The sequence below is a fragment of the Streptomyces sp. NPDC005925 genome (assembly GCF_040638805.1).
GTDB lineage: Bacteria > Actinomycetota > Actinomycetes > Streptomycetales > Streptomycetaceae > Streptomyces.
This window is the reverse complement of the sequence record NZ_JBEXVL010000027.1, coordinates 14,322-33,444: the sequence shown is the minus strand read 5'-3', so window position 1 is coordinate 33,444 and position 19,123 is coordinate 14,322. Positions and strand designations below refer to the sequence as shown.

Sequence of the window (19,123 nt, the reverse complement as noted above, 5' to 3'; positions counted from 1 at the left end):
CGTCGAAGCAATTCCGTACCCGCAGGTCGACGAGCGTGACGCAGTACGCCGTCGCGACGACTGGGAGCGCTCCCCGAATATCCGGGGTCACGCGGAGGCGCGCCGCACCAGCTCCGTACGGAGGATGACGTGCCGCCAGGCGACCGCCGGATCCTCCATCTCCTCCAGCAGCAACCGCACCATGGTCCGGCCGATCTCCTCCACCGGCTGACGGACCGTCGTCAACTGCGGATCGGTGTGGCGGGCCAGCCGGAAGTCGTCGAATCCGATCACCGCGACGTCCTCGGGCACCCGCCGGCCCGCCGCGCGCAGCGCGCTCAGCGCCCCCGCTGCCATGGTGTCCGACGCGGCGAGTACCGCGTCGGTCTCCGGTGCCCGCGCGAGGAGTTCGGCGGTGGCCAGGCGACCGCTCCGCTCCGTGAAGTCACCCTCCACGATCCGGGACGGCCGGATCTCGACACCCGCGCGTTCCAGGGCCTCGCGGTATCCGCGCAGCCTGCACTGGGCGACGTACATGTCGAGAGGTCCGGTGATGGTGCCGACGGCCCGGCGTCCCGTGCGCAGCAGGTGGGTGACCGCGCCGCGGGCTCCGCCGGTGTTGTCCGCGTCGACGTAGGTGACGCTCTCGTCGCCCGAGCGCCGGCCCAGCAGGACGGTGGGGAGGCCGGCCTCCGAGAGCATGTCGGGCAGCTGGTCCTTGGCGTGCACCGACATCATCAGGACACCGTCGACGCGGCCGCCGCGCGCGTACTCCACGAACCGCTGCCGTTCGGTGTCCGTGCGGACCAGGGTGAGCAGCAGTTGCACGCCGGTGTCGGTCAGGGCGTCGCCGACCGCGCCGACGACGGCGGAGAAGAACGGTTCGCCGAACTGCCGCCAGTCGGGCTCGGTCATGACCAGCGCGACGGCGTCGGCGCGCCGGCCGGCCAGGGAGCGCGCCGCGAGATTGGGCACGTAGCCCAGTTGGGCGATGGCGCGTTCCACGGCGGCGCGTGTCGAATCGCGCACGCCCGCCGCGTTGTTGATCACGCGGGAGACGGTTCCCCTGCCGACTCCGGCGAGAGCGGCGACCTCTTCCAGCGTCGGTGCGCCGGGGCGCTGCCTGCTGCCCATGTCGACCTCCCCCAAGAGATCATCCGATAGTACGGCCAGGAGAGGCCGCGAACGGGTCCGTCGAGGTCGGCGAGGGGCTCCACGAGCCTCTCCCCGGGTGCTCACCAGGCGGGTCGGCCTCTCAGCCCGGTGGGGCGAGGAGGGTGGGTCGAGCGGGGTGGGGGGTGAGGGCCGGGGCGCCGGTGGCCGCAGTCGTGTGGACTTCGAGAAGGTCGGTCGACATAGTTGACTCCCGGCGCGGCCGACCGCACATTACCTAGCGGTAGAACCAAGCGGTAACTCCGTACGCGTGGTTCGCCCGAGCCGCCCGTTCCAGCGGTCCGGGCCCACGGCTGGGCCGTCCGAGCCGATCCCGCGACCGCTGGAGCCGACGATTCGCCCGCCCGAGCCGACGACGCGCCTGCTCGGACCGTTGTTTTCCGTACCCGGCACACCGGGGGCACGGCCCTGCCCGCCCCCGGTGTGGCGCGGTCCGGAGCCGAGAAGAGAGAGCAGACGCCGATGCCACCCACCCTCCGTAATGTCATGACGGCGACAGCCACCGCCGTGGCGTCCGTGGCCGCGCTCGCGCTGACGGCTCCCGCCACGCACGCCGCCGACACGACCCTCGACTACGTGGCTCTCGGCGACAGTTACAGCGCGGGTTCGGGCGTGCTGCCCGTCGACCTGTCCTCGCCGCTGTGCCTGCGGTCCACGGCGAACTACCCGAAGGTCCTCGCCTCCCGCACCGGTGCCCGTCTCACCGACGTCACCTGCGGTGCCGCGCAGACGAAGGACTTCACCGAGTCGCAGTACCCGGGGGTCGCGCCGCAGATCGAGGCGGTGGGCCAGGACACCGACCTGGTGACGCTCACGATCGGCGGCAACGACAACAACACCTTCGTCGGCGCCATGCTCGCCTGCGGCACCGCCGGGCTCGTCAGCGGCGGCCAGGGCAGCCCGTGCAAGACCCTGTACGGCAGCTCCTTCGACGACAAGATCGACAGCCACACGTATCCGGCGCTCAGGGCGGCTCTGGGGAAGGTGCGGGCGGCGGCGCCGAACGCCCGCCTGGCGGTGCTGGGTTACCCCTGGATCGTGCCGGCCACCGCCGACCCGTCCTGCTTCCTGAAGCTGCCGATCGCCTCGGGCGACGTGCCGTACCTGCGCGCGCTGCAGGCGCACCTCAACGCCGTGGTGGAACGCGCCGCCGTCGAGTCCGGCGCCACCTACGTCGACTTCGCCCGTACGTCGGACGGCCACGACGCGTGCAAGGCGAGCGGCACCCGATGGGTGGAGCCGCTGCTGTTCGGCCGGAACGTCGTGCCGGTCCACCCCAACGCGCTCGGCGAGTCCCGGATGGCCGAGCAGACGATGGGCACGCTCGGCCTGGGCTGACCCGCCGTCTGCCGGGGCGCGGTGACGGCCGAGGTCGGTGCCCGGCGGGAAACCGCCGGCCCGGCCGGCCCCTGCGCCGCGGGGCGGCCCCGTCGCCCGCGGGCAGGGCCGTCCCGCGTTTCCGGTGTTCCTCTTCGTCCGAAACATGTGGGTGCGAACTCCGGTCCCGCGTCGTTGGGTCCGGTATCCGCAGCGCACGCGCACGCGTGGACGACGAAGGAGCCCCGTTGGCCTCATCAGACACCACCCCGCAGCAGCAGGCCGGTCCCGTCCCTCCCCCACCGCCCGCCGAGATCACGTACACGGGCGAGTACTCCGTGAACCCGCTCGGCGACGTCACCTTCCGCACCCTGTGCTCCCGCCTCCCGAAGGTGCTGCGCCGCATCGTCGGCATGTCCTGGCACATCGACCGCCGGGCCGTGCTGCTCCTGCTGGCCTGCCCCCTGGCCACCGGCGTCGCCGCCGCCGTACTGCTGGCCGCGACCGCCCGCGCGATGCGACCGCTGCTCGGCGGCGGGGCCGTCACCGACCGGCTGCACGACGCCCTGCCCGCGCTGGTGGCCGTCGGGATCGCCGCCGGGGTGGCCCGCGTCGCCGACACCCTCGCCGTCTACGCGCAGCGCCGCATCACCCCCCGCCTCATCACCGCGACGGACTCGGCGCTCGTGGAGGCGGTGTGCCGCGTCGAGGCGTCCGCGTACGCCGTGGACGGGTTCGCCGACCGGCAGGAGGCGGCCGAGGTGGGGGTCGTCCGGGCCCATGTGATGGTCACGGACGCCCAGCGTTTCCTGTCGGCGCTGATCCGCATGATCACGGCGGCCGGCGCGCTGTCCGTCCTCAACCCGCTGCTCCTGCCGCTCCTGCTGCTGGCCGTGCTCCCGGCCGGGGCCGGCGCGGTGCTCACCGCCCGCGTGGACTACGAGATCCACTACGCCAACGTCTGCGACCGCAACGTCCGCGGCATGATGCGCTATTGGGCCACCAGCCCCCGGTACGGGGACGAGGTGCGCGCCAACTCCATGACGGACTACCTCACCTACTGGTACCGCACGCTGTCCGACCGCTGCGACCGGCGCACGCTGGCCGCCGCGCCCCGTACTCTGCGCATCGACCTGCTCGCCTCGCTGGTCGCCGGGGTGTTCCTCGTCGCGACGTGGGGAGCGCTCGCCCGGCTGGCCGCGACCGGCCGGATCGAGCCGGCCCTCGCCGCGACCGCGGTGGTGGCCGTCCAGACCACGCTCGCGGCTCTCGCCCAGGTGATCATGAATGGCGCGGCGTTGTTCCACACCAGTCTCTACCTCACCGACATGCAGGCGTTCCTGGACGACGCCCGGGAGCGGGCGCCGAAGCGCGGCACCCGGCAGGTCACCGCGCCGGTGGAGGAGATCCGGCTGGAGGAGGTCGTCTACCAGTACCCGGGCAAGGACCGGCCGGCCGTCGACCGGGTCTCGCTCACCCTGCGGCGCGGGGACGTCCTCGCGATCGTCGGCGCCAACGGCTCGGGCAAGTCGACGCTGACCCGGCTCATCACCGGGATCCACCTCGCCGACAAGGGCCGGGTCACCTGGAACGGCACGGACCTCGCCGGGACGACACCCGAGAGCGTCTGGCGGCACACCGGTCTCGTGCCGCAGATCTTCGCGCAGTGGCCGCTGCGGGCCCGGGAGAACGTCACCCTCGGCCAGCCCCGCGACTACGACGACGACCAGGTGTGGGAGGCGGTGGACGCGGTCGGCATGCGGCAGGCGGTCGAGGAGTTGTCCGCAGGGCTCGACACGCTGCTCGCCCGTGAGGTGTTCGGCGGCGCGGAACTGTCCGGCGGGCAGTGGCAGCGCATGGCCTGTTCCCGCGCCCTGTACCGGCGGCCCGCCCTGCTGATCCTGGACGAGCCCACGTCCCAGATGGACCCGCGGGGCGAGCACCGCATCTTCGAGCGCATCAGGGCCCTCGCCCCGGACCGCATCACGATCGTCATCACGCACCGCCTGGAGAACACGCGGATCGCGGACCACATCGTCGTCATGGAACAGGGCCGCATCACGGAACAGGGCCGCTACGACGACCTGGTGCACGCCGGCGGCACCTTCGCCGAGCTGCTGGAGCTGTCACGGGACCGGTAGGCCCCGCGGCGGGCTCAACCGGGGCCGGACGCGGCGGCCATCGTCGTCACAGGACCGCTGCCGCGCGGGACCGGTGAGCCCCCGGCCGCCGCCCACCCGGGGCCGGACGGCAGGCCCGCCGCCGTCGCGGCCGGGGCGGGCCCGCCGCCGTCGGGTCACGGTGCGTCAGCCGGCTGCCCGTGCGGCCCGCGTGCACGGCAGTCGGGCGGGTGCCGACACGCACAGGACCGTCCACCCGCTCTGGGTGCGGACGGGCCGGAACGTCGCCGGGGCCGCCCGCCCCAGAGCCCTGCGGCCGGGGTCGGGAGGGCGGTCAGCCTGCCTGCGTCCCTGACGTGCTGCCCCGTACGACCAGTCGATGCGGGATCGTCAGATCGGAGGCGGGCACCTCGTTGTCCGGGCTGTAGATGCGGTCCGCCAGACACTGCAGGGCACGCGCGGCGATCTGCCGCTTGTCGGGACAGACGGTGGTCAGCGTCGGGTGGCTGAACCGGCCGTCCTCGATGTCGTCGAAGCCGACGATCGCCAGTTCCTCCGGCATGCGGACTCCCCGCGTGTGCGCCAGGTGCATGGCCCCCAGCGCCAGTTCGTCCGTGAAGGCGAACACGGCGTCAGGAACGGTGCCCCCGTCCAGCAGTTCCGCCATGGCCCGCGCACCTTCCCTCCGGTGCAGCGAGTCGACCGTCCGCTCCCACTCCGGCCGGCGTGGGACCCCCGCGCGTCGCAGCGCCCTGCGGTACCCCTCGGCACGCTGCTCGGCCGTGCCGTTCTGCAGGTGCGGCTGCAGTCCGATGGCGGCTATGTTGCGGCGCCCCAGTGCCAGGAGATGGGTGGTCGCCTCGTCCGCGGCGGCCACGTTGTCCACCGCGACGCGGTCTGCCATGCCCTGAGGGCTGCGCTCTCCGAGCAGCACCATGGGCACCGGGCGCCCGGTGGTCGCCAGATCCTGCGCCTCCAGCGCCCACGGGCTGATGATGAGCCCGTCCATCACCCGGCCCCCGTCGCCGGTCAGCAGCCGCCGTTCCGCCTCCGCGTCCCCGTGCGTCTGGTCGATGATCACCGTCCACGAGCGGCGCCGCGCCTCGTCGACCAGGAGACCGGCGAGCTCGCCGAAGTAGGGCGAGTGCAGCTCCGGGACGGCGAGACCGATGATGCCGGTGCGGCCCGCCCTCAGACTGCGGGCGGCCAGATTGGGCCGGTACCCCAGCTCGTCGATCGCCTCCTGCACCCGCTGCCGGGTCTGCGCCGAGACCCGGGCGGAACCGTTGACCACATTCGACACGGTGCGCGCCGACACGCCGGCGCGGGCGGCTACTTCTTTCAGGCTGCTGCTCACCCGCACATCGTGGCACGCCCGGCCCGGTGCGGACCAAGATCCGCACGAGAGGGTATTGCCACGTTGAATTCATCGATGCAATATGGCTGGGAAGTACCGCTTGCACGTGTAAGGAGGCACGCATGAGCCCGCACGCCTACCCCGGCACCGCCCCTGCCGACCTGGACCTGGACGTGACGGCCGACGTCCAGGCCCTGTACTCGGACGGCATCACGGCCCGCAAGGGTGCCTTCACCCCCGACTGGGCCGACCGGCTCCGCGAGGACATCGAGGTGGCCTTCCGGGAAGCGCTGGCACGGCCGGGCGGAGCCGTCGGACGCGGACCGCACCGCTACTACGTGGAGATCCACCCCGAGCAGCTGCGCGGCTTCGTCGACCTCGTCGACCACCCCTGGGTGCGCTCCGTGTGCACCGCCGCCCTCGGGCCCGACTACCGCATCGTCGAGCTCGGCTTCGACGTGCCGCTCGAGGGCGCCGTCAACCAGCCCTGGCACCGGGACTTCCCCATACCCGAGGAGACCCGCGCCGAGCGGCGGCTGACCTCCCTGGCCTTCAACGTGACGGCCGTCGACACGGAGGAGGACATGGGCCCCTTCGAGATAGCGCCGGGCACCCAGTGGGACGACAGCCCGGAGTTCGCCCACGGCATGTTCCCGCCCCGGTCGCACTACCCGCGCTATGAGGAGCGGGCCGTGCGCAAGTACCCGCAGCGCGGTGACATCTCGGCGCGCACCGCGCTGACCATCCACCGCGGCACCAGGAACAACTCCTCGAAATCCCGGCCCGTCCTGGTCCTGGGCGTGGACGGCCCCGAAGCCACCAACGGCGACCGGCACGACACGGCAGTGACCCGTGCCTACTGGGAGTCCCTGCCCGAGCGGGTCCGGCGCCACCTGGACTGCCCGGTCGTCGACGTGCTGGAACCCATCACGCAGAAGCACACCATCGAGGGTCTGGTCATGGGCGATGCCTGAGCTGACCACGGGGCGCGGACCGGCCGAGGCGCCCGTCGACGACCGGAACAAGGCGCCGGCCATGGTGTACGCGGTCGCGGCGGTGTCCGCGCTGGGCGGCCTGCTCTTCGGATACGACACCGGCATCATCTCCGGTGCCCTGCTGCATCTGCGCGAGGACCTGGACCTGAGCTCCCGCGAGCAGGAGGTCGTCGTCAGCGTGATCCTGCTCGGCGCGATGGCCGGAGCCCTGCTCGCGGGCCGGCTGGCCGTACGTCACGGACGCCGCAAGGTCGTCATCGCGGTCGCGGTCGTCTTCGCCGCAGGGGCCGCGGCGGCGGCGCTGGCACCCGGGGTGGGCAGCCTCATCGCCGCGCGCTTCGTCCTCGGACTCGCCGTCGGCGGCGCCTCGAACATGGTGCCGGTCTACATCGCCGAAGCCGCCCCCGCCAGGATCCGCGGCCGGCTCATGGTGCTGTTCCAGCTGATGGTCGCCTGCGGGCAGCTCATCGCGTACCTGTGCGGCTGGGCGCTGTCGGGCAGTGGTGGCTGGCGCACGATGTTCGCCCTGGCGGTCCTGCCCGCCGTGGCCCTGGGTGCGGGCATGCTGTTCCTGCCGGAGAGCCCGCGCTGGCTCGTGGAGCGCGGCCGGCGGGAGGAGGCGGTGAGCGTGCTGGCCCGGCTCCGACCGGCCGGTACGGACGTGGGCCGGGAGATCGACGAGATCACCGAGGTGGCCACCGCCACCCCGACCGGCGGCTGGCGCGATCTGCGGCAGCGCTGGATGCGCCCCGCCCTGCTGGTCGCCGTGGGCATCGCGGCCTTCTCCCAGCTGACCGGCATCAACGCCGTGGTCTACTACGCGCCGACGATTCTCGTCGACGCGGGCTTCGGCGACTCGGCCGCGCTGCTCACCGGTGTGGGCATCGGCGTGATGCTGGTGGTCGCCGGGGTGGTCGGTGCCATCGCCGTGGACCGGGTGGGCCGCCGGCGGACGATGCTGTGGTTCCTGCCGGGCTCCGGCCTGGCCATGGCGGTCATGGCGATCGCCTTCCTCGGCCCCGAGGGCTCCGCGGCGCAACGCTGGACCGTCATCGTCGCCCTGTTCGCGTACATCCTGTTCAACGGCGTCGGAATCCAGGCCGTGGTCTGGCTCGTCGGCCCGGAGATCCTGCCGCTGAGGGTGCGTGGTCCGGCCACCAGTCTGGCCACCGTCACCGTGTGGGGTGTCGACCTGCTGATCGCGATGACGGCCCTGACCGCGATCCACGCCATCGGCCGCTCCGGCACGTTCTTCGTCTACGCCCTGATGAACGCCGCGTGCATCGCGTTCGTGGCGGCGAAGGTACCGGAAACCCGGGGGAAGTCCCTGGAGAGCATCGAACGCGCCTTGCACCGCGGCGGCTCCTTCCGGAAGGCGCTGGACGGCTCCTGAGCGCAAGGACGGGACCGGCCGGCGGCACGGCCGGCCAGTCCCCCGGGCCGGGGCCTCTTGTGCGGGCCCCGGCCGCGTGCTGGTGAGCGCGCACGATCGTGGGGTCCACGAAACACCCCGGGACACGTCCTCAGCGGCGTGGGTCCGGGCGGTCGGCTCGGTGAGGACCCGCCCCCGGCTGCCGCCCACGGGGCCACCTCCGCAGCCGGTTGCAGACGCCTCCCCGTGGCCGCATGTCTCCGTCGGGTGGACCGGCCGTGTTCCGGTCCGGATGCGCTGGCCTCATACCCCCAGGGGGTATAACCTGGGCGTCGTGCGGGCCGGACGGGCCGGGCCCGCGACGCCGAGCGAGGAGAAGGCCATGGACCCCAGCGCCCACGACCACGGCGGACACGACGCCCATTCCGGCAGCGCCCCCCGCGAAGCCCCCGCCCCCTGGTCCATGGCGGCTAAGGCGACACTCCACTGCCTCACCGGATGCGCCGTCGGCGAGATCCTGGGCATGGCCGTCGGCACGGCACTGGAATGGGGCAACCTGCGCACCATGCTCCTCGCGATCGCGCTCGCGTTCCTGTTCGGCTACTCCCTGACCCTGTTCGCGGTGGTCCGGGCCGGCCTGGACCTCACGTCCGCGGTCAAGGTCGCGCTGGCCGCCGACACCGTGTCCATCGCCGTCATGGAGCTCGTGGACAACGCGATCATCGTGTTCACACCGGGAGCCATGGACGCGCAGCTGTCCGACGGACTGTTCTGGTCGTCCCTGCTGGGCGGCTTCGCCGTCGCCTTCGTGATCACCACGCCGGTCAACAAGTGGATGATCGGCCGCGGCAAGGGCCACGCCGTGGCCCACGCCCATCACTGATCCCTCACCGAGGACCCCGCCGATCGAGAGCGCCGAGAGCCTTCTCGGCGCTCTCAACACGTGAAGGGAAGACGCCCCCGCCCCCTTGGCGCGCCATCAAGGAGTGAACGGCCGCCCGCCGGGGCCGGGCCGCCAGGCCCCGATGGGCCGCGACACGCCCCCGCGCCTGCGCGACGTATTGACACCCGATTACAGGAGTCTTACGTTTCGATCGCCTGAGAGCGCTCTCAGGCGAGGGCTCCCGCGCCACCCCATCGACGGTTCCGCCGTAGTTCCCCGCCATGTCCCCCGGCCCCGCCGGGCACCGGTCCGTGCCCGGGGGCGCACCGCGGCCCGCCGCCGACGAGCCGGAGCCCGCCCCTTCCCTCGCGATGACATGAGGTGTTCCCCATGCCAGCTCCCCGTTCCAGACCGGCCGCCGCGCTGGTCCTGACCGCCGCCCTGGCCGCGGTCGGCCTCGGCCCGGCCGCGACACCCGCGGCAGCCGCCACCGTCCCCGTAGGAGCGGGGAGTTACTCCGACACCCGGCCGGCCGGCACCTCCGGGCCCACGAACAACACCGGCGGACCTGTCACCCCCAAGCTCACCGACGCCGCCCGCGACAAGCCCCTGCCCACCAACGACTGGTGGTCCTCCCTCGCCTTCCAGCGCTACGGCGACAACCCGTACTCCACCCCCATGTACGGCCACCCGCTCACGTACCAGGCCGTCTCCGGCGGTCTTGAGGTCGGCTACCCGACCAGCCCGGCGATCGTGGGCGACGGCCGCCAGTACGAGTACGCCCACAAGCGGGACCTCACCCTCGGCCTGAGCGGGCTGAACTCCCCCGACACCAAGGCCGACGCCTGGTCCGACTGGACGGTCACCCCCTACTGGTCCGACGGCAGCCGCACCCTGCGCACCACCATCGGCCACGGCCTGCCCTTCGTCTACGCGCAGGGCACCGGCGGCAACGCGCAGATCACCACCGCGGCCACGCCGACCGTCTTCGCCGACCAGGGCAACGTGCTCGGCGTCACGATCGGCGGACACCACTACGCCCTGTTCGCGCCGAGCGGCAGCGACTGGAACATCTCCGGTACGACGATCAGCGCCGGCCTCGGCGGCAAGGACTACTTCTCCCTCGCCGTGCTGCCGTCCACCGACGCGCTCGCGACGTTCCGCACGTACGCGTTCAGCTTCGTCACCGGGTCGCAGGTCGACTGGAGCAGCTCGGGCGGCACGGTCCGCGCCACGTACAAGCTCACGACCCAGGCCAAGGAGGGCACCGAGCGCGGCACCCTCCAGGCGCTCTACCGGCACCAGTGGCTCCACACCACCGACGCCCTCACGTCGTACACCTACGTCTCGCCGCGCGGCACCATGAAGGTGCGGGAGGGCACCTCCTTCACGACCGGCCAGAAGGCCGCCCCGGTCCTGCCCGGGCTGCCGAAGACCGGCGCGGTCGACACCGCCCTGCTGCGTACCCGGCTGGCCGAGGTCGCGAACGCCTCCGACCCCTTCTCCGGGGCCACGGACACGTACTGGACCGGCAAGGCGCTCGGGAAGCTCGCGCAGCTGGTGCCGCTCGCGGACCAGATCGGCGAGGGCGCCCTACGCGACAAGCTGATCGGCCAGCTCAAGGGGCGGCTGCAGGAGTGGTTCACGGCGGGCGGGGCGAGCGAGTTCTCCTACGACCGCGACTGGAAGACCCTCATCGGTTACCCCGCCTCCTACGGCAGTGACACCGAGCTCAACGACCACCACTTCCACTACGGCTACTACGTCTACGCGGCGGCGATCGTCGCCCAGTACGACGCGTCCTGGGCCGCCGACTCCGCCTGGGGCGGCATGGTCAAGGCCCTGATCCGCGACACGGCCAACTGGAGCCGCACCGACAGCGCCTTCCCCTTCCTGCGCGGCTTCGACGTGTACGCCGGGCACAGCTGGGCCTCCGGCCACCAGGGATTCGCCGCCGGCAACAACCAGGAGTCCTCCTCGGAGTCCACCAACCTCAGCGCCGCACTGGTGCTCTGGGGCTCGGCCACCGGCAACACGGAGCTGCGTGACCTCGGCAGCTATCTGCTCGCCACGGAGGGCGAGGCGATCGCCCAGTACTGGTTCGACGCCGACGAGCAGGTCTTCCCGTCCTCGTTCGGGCACGACACGGTCGGCATGGTGTGGGGCAGCGGAGCGGCCTACTCCACCTGGTGGACCGCCAACCCGGAGGAGATCCACGGCATCAACGTCCTGCCGGTGACCGCGGGCGGTTCCCCGCACCTCGCCGGGAACAAGGCGGCGATCCGGCGCAACCTCGCCGAGATGGAGCGCGAGAACGGCGGGAGTGCCGTCGAATGGCGCGACATCCTCTGGGAGTTCCAGTCGCTGGCCGACCCGGCCGCCGCGAAGTCCAAGTGGGACGCCGGCAACGCCGGATACACCCCGGAGCAGGGCGAGTCCAAGGCCCACACGTACCACTGGATCACCACCCTGGACGCGCTCGGCGCCCCCGACCCGTCGGTGACCGGCGACCTCGCGACGTCCGCGGTGTTCAGCAAGAACGGCACCCGCACCTACGCCGCCCACAACTACGGTTCCGCGCAGCGCACCGTCACCTTCTCCGACGGCAAGACCCTCACCGTGCCCGCCCGGTCCACCGCGACCGGCACCGGTGCCGGCTCCGACCCGGGCGACCCGGACCCCGAGCCGCCCACCGGCAACACCTTCCAGCTCCGCTCCGGCGGCACCCTCACCACGGCCACCGACGGTACGGCCGGCAGTGACACCGTCGCGTCCGCCGGCGGCCAGAACCACGACGGCACCCCGAACAAGCCGCTGGTGTACGAGGTCAAGGGCGTCAACGGCACCCTCACGTCCGGCGCGAGCACCACGTTCCGCCTGCCGGTGGACGCCGGTACCGCGGTCGGCGTCGGCCAGCAGGCCCGCGTCAGCTACGACCTCACCGGCGACGGCACCTTCGAACGGACGGAGACGTACGCCTACTTCGCCACCGACCCGGTCGCAGGCTGGGAGGACTACACCCAGTCCCGCGGCCTGAAGTCCGCCACCGGCACCCTCGGCGACCTGCGCGGGGGAACGGTCCGGCTGGAGGTCTGGAACGCGATCGGCAACGCGACCTCCCTGCTGCGCACCGGCACGGCCGCGTCCGTGGTCGTCATCCCCTACGAGTGACGCACGCGTCGGCCCGCCGAGAGGAGACGGCGGGCGCCGGGGTCCGTCCCGGCGCCCGCCGTCTCCCGCGCCGCGCCACCCGGCGGCGGGGGCCGGGCGGGCGGCGGGCCCCGCTTGACGCTGGGAAGTCCCCGCTGGTCCACTGCCTGCGATGACCATCACCTGGCCCCGGGCCCCGACAGGGGCGCGCGGACCGAACCGGAAGGGTGCGGCCATGCCGGCTGAAGCGATCGTCCGCCAGTCCGTCGTCGACGTCCTGGAGGAGCGCCTGCGCACGGACATCCTGGACGGCACGCATCAGCCGGGCTCGCTGCTCCCGCCGGAGCGTGAGCTGGCCGCGTCGTACGGCGTGACCCGTACGACCCTCAAACACGCGCTGTCCCGGCTGGAGCAGGCGGGTCTGCTGCGCACCCGGCACGGTGTGGGCACGCGGGTGCTGGACTTCCTCAGATCCGGCGGCGTCGATCTGCTGCCGCTGCTGGTGGGGCAGGACGGCGGGTGGCTGTCCGACGTGTTCGAGGCCCGCCGGTCGATCGGCGGGCTCATCGCGCGCAAGGCGGCCTCGCGCTGCACGTCCGCGCAGGCGGCGCGGCTCCGGAAGGCCGTGGACGAGGTGGGTGACGCCCCGGACCCGGCGGGCGCGCAGCTCGCGGAGGCCGAGGTGCACCGGGAGCTGGCCCGTACGACGGGCAATCGCGTGTACCTGCTGCTCACCAACACGCTGCTCAACGCGTATCTGCCGGTCCGTCACGTCATGAGCGCCCCCTTCGCGGACCCGGCGCGGGCGGCGGACCGCCTGCGGCAGGTGGTGGCACCGGTGGCTAAGCGGTCGGTAGAGGAAGCGGGCCGCGCCGCGGAGGACTACCTGCGGGTGACCGCGGAGGAGATGACCGCGGACCTGGCCGGGCACAAGCGCCGGCGCCGGAAGTGAGACCGCGGCGCCGGTGAGTGGGGGCACGGGGGTGTCCTGGTCCTTTCCGCCCGGTCCGTATCGCCCACCGATCACGAGTGCGGGGACGCCGGGGGGTTGACCCGGGCGGGAGTCGGCTGGTTCTCTGCCTCAAGTGGCTGAGCCACTGAGCCACTGTTCCAGTAAGGGGTGGCCATGCGTCACGCTTCGCCCGTAAGGAGAGGACTCCACACATGGCGATACGGCGGCAAGCGCGCTTCGCGGAGACCATGGAGGGCACGCTGCGGCTGCACTCCTCACCGGGCGAGAGCCGGCCCGTCGCACTCGACCTGCGGGTCGGCGCCCCCGGCCCGCTGCGCCCCTTCGCGTCGACGGCGGCCACGATCACCGGCCGCGTACGCATCAGCGGCTGGGCCGACGATCCCCACGCCACGGGCAGCATGGTCATCGCGCCCCTCTCACGGGGGCGGATCGACTACCGCGTGCGTTTCACGGCCATGGACGGCCACGAGTACGTCGTGCGGGGGCACAAGTCCCCGACATGGCGCAGCCCGCTGCGGTCGATGACGGTCCTGCCGGTCTCGCTGCGGCCGGCCGGCGGCAACGACAGCCGACAGGACGACGGTGCCGACGGAGGTGCCGTCGGCGAGGGGCTCCTCCGCTTCCCCCTGCGCACGTTCCCGTCGTTCGCGGCGAGTTGGCGTTTCCCCGCACCCGCCGAGGACGTGGAAGCCCTCACCGCGCCCCGCGGGGGAGGCACGCGGGACCGTCTGAACGTCTGGTACAGCACGTTCACCGACCCGGAGACCGGTACCGGCTTCTGGTTCCACCACGAACTGGTGCGGCCGGTGCACGGCGCCGTCCACACCCACGGCTGGGCCGCCGTCTACCCGCCGGACGCGCCGCCCGTACTGGAGCGCTTCGGCCCGCACCCGTATCCGTCAGCCGGGGGGACCCTGCCGGAGGACGCATCACCGGGGGCCGTCCCGCCGGAACACAGCTCCCCGCAGGAACCTCCCCCTGGCTTCCACTCCGCCTCCGCCGTGGCGACGGCACACGGACTACGCGGCGCGGCCGGACAGCTGGTGTGGGACGTGACAGTGACGGCGGACTCGCGGCCGCTGCGGACGTTCCCCCGGTCGGCGTGGAAGCGCCGTGTGCTGCCCGCCGTGCACGTCGTCCCCCAGCCGCAGGCCCGCTACGACGGTTTCGTGCGCGTCGGCGGACGGGAGTTCCGGCCGGCCGGCGCCCCGGGAGCGAGTGCCCGAATCGCGGGCCGCGGCAACGCCCACCGATGGGCCTGGCTGCACGCGGACCTGGACGACGACACCGTCCTCGAGGTCGTGACGGCCGTGTCCGGCCTGCCGCTGCTGCGGCGGCTGCCTCCGCTGGTCTTCCTGCGGCTGCGCCGGGCGGGGCGCGACTGGCCGCGCGGTGACTGGCGCAGTGCGCTGGGGGTCGTCGGTGTCGGACGGTTCCGGGCCGAGCCACGGCTGCCGACGTGGACGGTGGACGGACGTGCGGGAAGGCGGCGCATCACGGTGCGGGTGCATCTGCCCGGGGGCGTCCGGGCCGCCGTCGACTACACCGACCCGGACGGCAGCCGGGCGACGTGCCACAACACCGAGCGTGCCGACGTACGCGTCGAACTGGAGCAGTGGCGCGGCCGGTGGCGGCGCGAGGCGCTCTGGGACGTGCGGGGCACCGCGCACGCCGAGGTGGGACTGCGATGACGGCGACCCGCGGCCGGGCCCTGTCGGCGGTGCTGCTGGACCTCGGCGCGGACCCGCACCGCCCGGAGTGGGAGGACGAGGTCCCGGAGCGTCTGCTGCGCTTCCTGTCGTCGCTGCCGCCCACCGTCCGTGCGGGGCTGTGCGCGGTGGACGTGGCGCTCGACGGTTTCTCCGTGGCGACCACGGGACGGCGGGCCCGCCGCCTGCCGCCCCACGCCAGGGCGAGGCTCCTCGGGAGGCTGCTGCGGCTGCCCGGGGCGAGGCCCCTGCTGGACAACGTGAAGATCCCGCTGCTGCTGGCCGCGGGGGCGAGCCGGCACGGCTCCCGGCCGCCCCGGGTGCCGGTGCGGGCGGACCCCTGGCTGGACATGGTGCCGTCGTCCGACTGGCCCGACTCCGCACGGGCGGACGCCGTGGTGATCGGTTCGGGCGCCGGAGGTGCCGTGGCGGCGCTGACCCTCGCCGCGTCGGGCCGCTCGGTGGTCGTCCTGGAGGAAGGCCGGCACTTCTCCACACGGGAACTGGCCTCGCGCCCGCCCCTGGACCGGTTCGCCGACGCCTACCGCGACGGCGGGGCCACCCTGGCCTGGGGCGTGCCGCCGGTGCTGCTGCCGCTGGGCCGCGCGGTCGGCGGCACCACCCTGGTCAACTCGGGCACCTGCTTCCGTACGCCGGAGGATGTGCTGCGGCGCTGGCGCCACACCCACGGTGTCGAACTGGCGGACCCCACCGCCTTCGGGCGCCACCTGAACCACGTGGAGAACCTGCTGGGGGTCGGTGTGCCGGACCCGTCGGTGCTGGGCCGCAACGGCGGGCTCGCCCTGCTCGGCGCGGACCGGCTCGGCTGGTCCGCCGCGGCGCTGCGCCGGAACGCCCCGGGCTGCGGAGGGTGCTGCGAATGCGTCGCGGGCTGCCCGAGCGGAGCCAAGCAGGCGGTGCACCTGTCGGTACTGCCCGCGGCCTGCGCGGCCGGAGCCCGCATCGTCACGCGGGCCCGCGCCACCCGCGTGGTGTCGGAGCACCGGGCGGGGACCCGCCGGGCCACAGCGGTGGAGGCCGTACGCCCGGACGGCACCACGTTCACCCTCCGCACCGACCTCGTCGTCTCGGCGGCCGGGGCCCTGCACACTCCGGCGCTGCTGCGGCGCTCGGGTCTGGCCGGTCACCCCCGGCTGGGCCGCAACCTGGCGATCCACCCGGCCGTCAGCGTCGCGGGACGCTTCGCGGAACCCGTCACCGGCGCGGGAGCGGGCCCCAACGTCCTGCAGAGCGTCGGCGTCGACGAGTGGCACGGGGACGGCATCCTCATCGAGGCGACCGCGGCACCACCGGGCATGACGTCGTTCGTCCTGCCCGGCTTCGGCGGGGAGCTGAAGCGGGAGTTGAACGAGGCCGGTCACCTGGGGCTCCTCGGAGCGATGGTCTCCGACCGCTCCTCCGGCCGCGTCCGCGGAGCACGCCGCCCCGTCGCCTCGTACGCCCTCCACCCGGAAGACGGCCACCGCCTGCTCCAGTCGATCGCGCACATGGGCCGCGTCCTCTTCGCCGCGGGCGCCCGGGAGGTCCTCACCGGCCTGCCGGCACACCCGGCGGCCACCACTCCCGCCGGCCTCGACGACATCGTCCGGCGGACCGGCCCCCGAAGCCTCCACCTGTCGGCGTTCCACCCCACCGGCACAGCCGCCCTGGGCGCGGACGACCAGCGGTTCCCCGTCCGTCCCGACGGCAGACTGCGCGGCGCCGATGGCGTACTCGTGGCCGACGCCTGCCTCCTCCCGTCGTCCCCCGGTGTGAACCCGCAGGTCACGATCATGGCTCTGTCGCACGCGGTGACGGAGGGAGCCGTGCGGCGCTACGGCGGGTGAGCCCCGCATGCCCTTCCGTATCCCGGCGGAGGCGTATGCGGAGCGCCCGCCACGGCCCGCACCGGCCCGTACGGCTCGGCCGGGCCACGCCACGCCACGCCGGACCGGCGCGCGGCACGGTGGGAGGCGGGCCCGGTTGAGGCGCGGCACGGTCAAAGCATGTCAAGGAACGGCCCGTCAAGGCGCGGTCGGCGTACGGCCGGTGCGGTGCGCGACACCGGGTCCGACGACGCACCGTGGCGCGCACGGGAGGGCCGCCCCGCGGGGACCCGCCGCCCCGCCCGGCCGTGGCGCGTACGGGAGCGTCGGGTCCGCGGGGACCCGCCGCCCCACCGGACTCAGGCGCCGGGCTCCCCGCTGTCGGCGCAGTGGGTCCACGGCGGCGCCATCGAGCCGTCGCTCCAGCCCCGCAGCTCCCGCCTGCCCACGCACACGATTCCGCACTGCTCGGCGTAATCCGTGGCCGGACCGGTGAAGTCGCTGGTGGTGACGATGACGGCCACGTCCGCCTCATGGACGGTGAAGCAGGTGCCGCCGAAGCGCTGCAGGTCCTGCGAGCCCACCTTGTTGTCGTCGGTGTAGCGCTTGCACTGGATCACCACCCGTCGGCCGTCCGGTGTCGTCGCCAGCACGTCGGCGCCCAGGTCTCCCGCGCCACCCACGACCTCCACCTGCGGGCAGCCGTCCCGGGCGCAGAGGGCGGCTATCGCCTGCTCGAAATCCGCGGGACTCAGGGCGTCGTGGTCGAGGGCCCCGGGCTCCGCGACTCGGAAGGCCGCCCCGCGCGGGACGACGGCGGTGGCGGCCTCACCGGCCGGCGGAGGGGCCGTCCCGGCACCGCCGCCCGCGAAGCCGGCCGTTCCGGCTTCGCCGCGCAGGAGCAGGGTCGGTTCCGAGGCGTCGGTCGGCGCGCCCGCGTGCCCCTCTCGTGCGCCGGCCGCCCTCGCCCGCTCCGGCGCTCCCGCCCCGTCCGTCCTCTCCGGCGCGGGGTCCGCCCGCTCCGCCCCGAGTGCGTCGAGCGCCGTGTCCGTCGCCTCTTCCAGGGCCGCACCGGTCCGGCGGGCCAGCCTCGCCGCGGAGAACCTGCGGTGCCCCCGCCCGCACGCCACGGCGACGGCCGGTACCAGGATCAGGAGGACGACGGCCCAGGCGGGGCGCCGCTCGACGACGTGTGCCGCCGCGCGCCCGAGCCAGCCCACGAGGCACACCAGCACGGCGACCAGGGCGAAGTACATGGCCGTGGCGCGGAGGTCGAAGGGGCGTTCCCGGTGGGCCCCGCGGGTCCGGCGCTGAGAGACGGTCAAGGCGATCAGTCCTCTCGGGTCGACCAGAACGGAGATCACTGGCGCCCGTCTGCCCGGGAAATGATCGTCTACCGCTGACGTCCGCAAACCCGGCTGAGAACCGCCCCGGCGCCCCTGCCCGTCGGCCCGTCCCGCCGTCTCCACGCGTCGCCGAGGGGGCGTGGGGTACAGGGCAGCGCATGGCGCATGTGGTGCAGGCGGGACTGTGGGGGCTGTTGGCGGGTTCGGCACTGCTGCTCGGTGCTGTGCTCGGGTTCGCCTGGCGAGTGCCGCAGAAGGTGATCGCGGCGGTGATGGCGTTCGGTGCCGGTGTGCTGCTGTCGGCGGTGTCCTTCGAACTGCTCGGCGAGGCGTACGACGAGGCCGGGCTCGGGCCCGCGGTGATCGGCACCCTGGGCGGCGGGGTCGCGTACACCGTCGGCAACCTCTGGCTGGCCCGGCGGGGTGCCCGCCACCGCAAGCGCTCCGGCCACAGCTCGTCGTCGCGGTCTCAGCCGTCGGAGGCCGAACAGCGCGGCTCGGGCACGGCCCTGGCGCTGGGCGCCCTGCTCGACGGGGTTCCGGAGTCGGCGGTGATCGGGGTGAGCCTGTTGAAGGGCGGCGCGGTGAGCCTCGTGACGGTGGCGGCGGTGTTCATCAGCAACGTGCCGGAAGGGCTGTCCAGTTCGGCGGGCATGAAGCGCTCCGGCCGCAGCAAGGGCTACGTCTTCGGTGTGTGGACGGCGATCGCCGCGGTCTGCACGGTGTCCGCCGTGTTCGGTTACACGGTCGTCGGGGCGTTCTCACCGGCCGTGATCGCCGCGGTCACGGCGGTCGCGGCGGGAGCGATCCTCGCGATGACCGCCGACACGATGATCCCGGAGGCGTTCGAGGACACACCGTCGGCCATCGGCCTGATCACCGTGTGCGGCTTCCTGGTCTCGTTCGCCCTCTCCCACGCCTGA

The 19,123-nt window shown here is 73.5% G+C and carries 13 protein-coding genes; 10 read left to right on the top strand and 3 right to left on the bottom strand.

Annotated features, from left to right (window positions below; translation table 11 throughout):
• Positions 1-87 precede the first annotated feature (87 nt).
• The gene (locus tag ABZ354_RS23915; protein WP_358659915.1) at positions 88-1,113 is read right to left on the bottom strand and encodes a LacI family DNA-binding transcriptional regulator; all 1,026 of its coding nucleotides are present in this window, start codon (positions 1,111-1,113) and stop codon (positions 88-90) included.
• Between the two features lie 501 nt (positions 1,114-1,614).
• On the opposite strand from ABZ354_RS23915, the gene ABZ354_RS23910 reads away from it, so the two are divergent.
• A complete protein-coding gene (locus tag ABZ354_RS23910) occupies positions 1,615-2,490 on the top strand; it encodes an SGNH/GDSL hydrolase family protein (protein WP_358659913.1) in 876 nt (291 codons plus the stop codon).
• Positions 2,491-2,717: 227 nt separating this feature from the next.
• The gene (locus ABZ354_RS23905; RefSeq protein ID WP_358659911.1) at positions 2,718-4,610 is read left to right on the top strand and encodes an ABC transporter ATP-binding protein; all 1,893 of its coding nucleotides are present in this window, start codon (positions 2,718-2,720) and stop codon (positions 4,608-4,610) included.
• A 313-nt stretch (positions 4,611-4,923) separates the two neighbouring features.
• On the opposite strand, the gene ABZ354_RS23900 is transcribed toward ABZ354_RS23905, so the two are convergent.
• Positions 4,924-5,946, bottom strand: coding sequence for a LacI family DNA-binding transcriptional regulator (locus tag ABZ354_RS23900; protein WP_358659909.1), 1,023 nt, complete (start codon positions 5,944-5,946; stop codon positions 4,924-4,926).
• A 122-nt stretch (positions 5,947-6,068) separates the two neighbouring features.
• Between ABZ354_RS23900 and ABZ354_RS23895 the strand changes: the two genes are divergently transcribed.
• From ABZ354_RS23895 to ABZ354_RS23865, 7 genes are all read left to right on the top strand, one after another.
• On the top strand, positions 6,069-6,920 hold the full coding sequence (locus ABZ354_RS23895; RefSeq protein WP_358659908.1) for a phytanoyl-CoA dioxygenase family protein: 852 nt from the start codon (positions 6,069-6,071) through the stop codon (positions 6,918-6,920).
• A complete protein-coding gene (locus tag ABZ354_RS23890) occupies positions 6,913-8,334 on the top strand; it encodes a sugar porter family MFS transporter (protein ID WP_358659906.1) in 1,422 nt (473 codons plus the stop codon). The genes ABZ354_RS23895 and ABZ354_RS23890 overlap by 8 nt, the downstream gene beginning before the upstream one ends.
• 361 nt (positions 8,335-8,695) lie before the next feature.
• A complete protein-coding gene (locus ABZ354_RS23885) occupies positions 8,696-9,196 on the top strand; it encodes a DUF4396 domain-containing protein (protein WP_358659904.1) in 501 nt (166 codons plus the stop codon).
• Positions 9,197-9,586: 390 nt separating this feature from the next.
• Positions 9,587-12,367 (top strand): glycosyl hydrolase, encoded by a 2,781-nt coding sequence (locus ABZ354_RS23880; RefSeq protein WP_358659902.1) that lies wholly within the window; start codon positions 9,587-9,589, stop codon positions 12,365-12,367.
• 214 nt (positions 12,368-12,581) lie between these two features.
• Positions 12,582-13,298 (top strand): GntR family transcriptional regulator, encoded by a 717-nt coding sequence (locus ABZ354_RS23875; protein ID WP_358659900.1) that lies wholly within the window; start codon positions 12,582-12,584, stop codon positions 13,296-13,298.
• A 212-nt stretch (positions 13,299-13,510) separates the two neighbouring features.
• Positions 13,511-15,010, top strand: coding sequence for a hypothetical protein (locus ABZ354_RS23870; protein ID WP_358659898.1), 1,500 nt, complete (start codon positions 13,511-13,513; stop codon positions 15,008-15,010).
• Positions 15,007-16,875 carry a GMC family oxidoreductase gene (locus ABZ354_RS23865; RefSeq protein WP_358659896.1) on the top strand — a complete coding sequence of 623 codons (1,869 nt, stop codon included), beginning with the start codon at positions 15,007-15,009 and terminating at the stop codon, positions 16,873-16,875. The genes ABZ354_RS23870 and ABZ354_RS23865 overlap by 4 nt, the downstream gene beginning before the upstream one ends.
• Before the next feature lie 338 nt (positions 16,876-17,213).
• On the opposite strand, the gene ABZ354_RS23860 is transcribed toward ABZ354_RS23865, so the two are convergent.
• Positions 17,214-18,179, bottom strand: coding sequence for a restriction endonuclease (locus ABZ354_RS23860; RefSeq protein WP_358659894.1), 966 nt, complete (start codon positions 18,177-18,179; stop codon positions 17,214-17,216).
• Between the two features lie 179 nt (positions 18,180-18,358).
• Here ABZ354_RS23860 and ABZ354_RS23855 point away from each other — a divergent pair, with 179 nt between their 5' ends.
• A complete protein-coding gene (locus ABZ354_RS23855; protein WP_358659892.1) occupies positions 18,359-19,123 on the top strand; it encodes a ZIP family zinc transporter in 765 nt (254 codons plus the stop codon).

Bases quoted from the DNA above. Each gene is read 5' to 3' on its own strand.
- ABZ354_RS23915 (WP_358659915.1), bottom strand. From the start codon at position 1,113: ATGGGCAGCAGGCAGCGCCCCGGCGCACCGACGCTGGAAGAGGTCGCC.
- ABZ354_RS23870 (WP_358659898.1), top strand. From the start codon at position 13,511: ATGGCGATACGGCGGCAAGCGCGCTTCGCGGAGACCATGGAGGGCACG.
- ABZ354_RS23910 (WP_358659913.1), top strand. From the start codon at position 1,615: ATGCCACCCACCCTCCGTAATGTCATGACGGCGACAGCCACCGCCGTG.
- ABZ354_RS23885 (WP_358659904.1), top strand. From the start codon at position 8,696: ATGGACCCCAGCGCCCACGACCACGGCGGACACGACGCCCATTCCGGC.
- ABZ354_RS23880 (WP_358659902.1), top strand. From the start codon at position 9,587: ATGCCAGCTCCCCGTTCCAGACCGGCCGCCGCGCTGGTCCTGACCGCC.
- ABZ354_RS23855 (WP_358659892.1), top strand. From the start codon at position 18,359: ATGGCGCATGTGGTGCAGGCGGGACTGTGGGGGCTGTTGGCGGGTTCG.
- ABZ354_RS23895 (WP_358659908.1), top strand. From the start codon at position 6,069: ATGAGCCCGCACGCCTACCCCGGCACCGCCCCTGCCGACCTGGACCTG.
- ABZ354_RS23875 (WP_358659900.1), top strand. From the start codon at position 12,582: ATGCCGGCTGAAGCGATCGTCCGCCAGTCCGTCGTCGACGTCCTGGAG.
- ABZ354_RS23865 (WP_358659896.1), top strand. From the start codon at position 15,007: ATGACGGCGACCCGCGGCCGGGCCCTGTCGGCGGTGCTGCTGGACCTC.
- ABZ354_RS23890 (WP_358659906.1), top strand. From the start codon at position 6,913: ATGCCTGAGCTGACCACGGGGCGCGGACCGGCCGAGGCGCCCGTCGAC.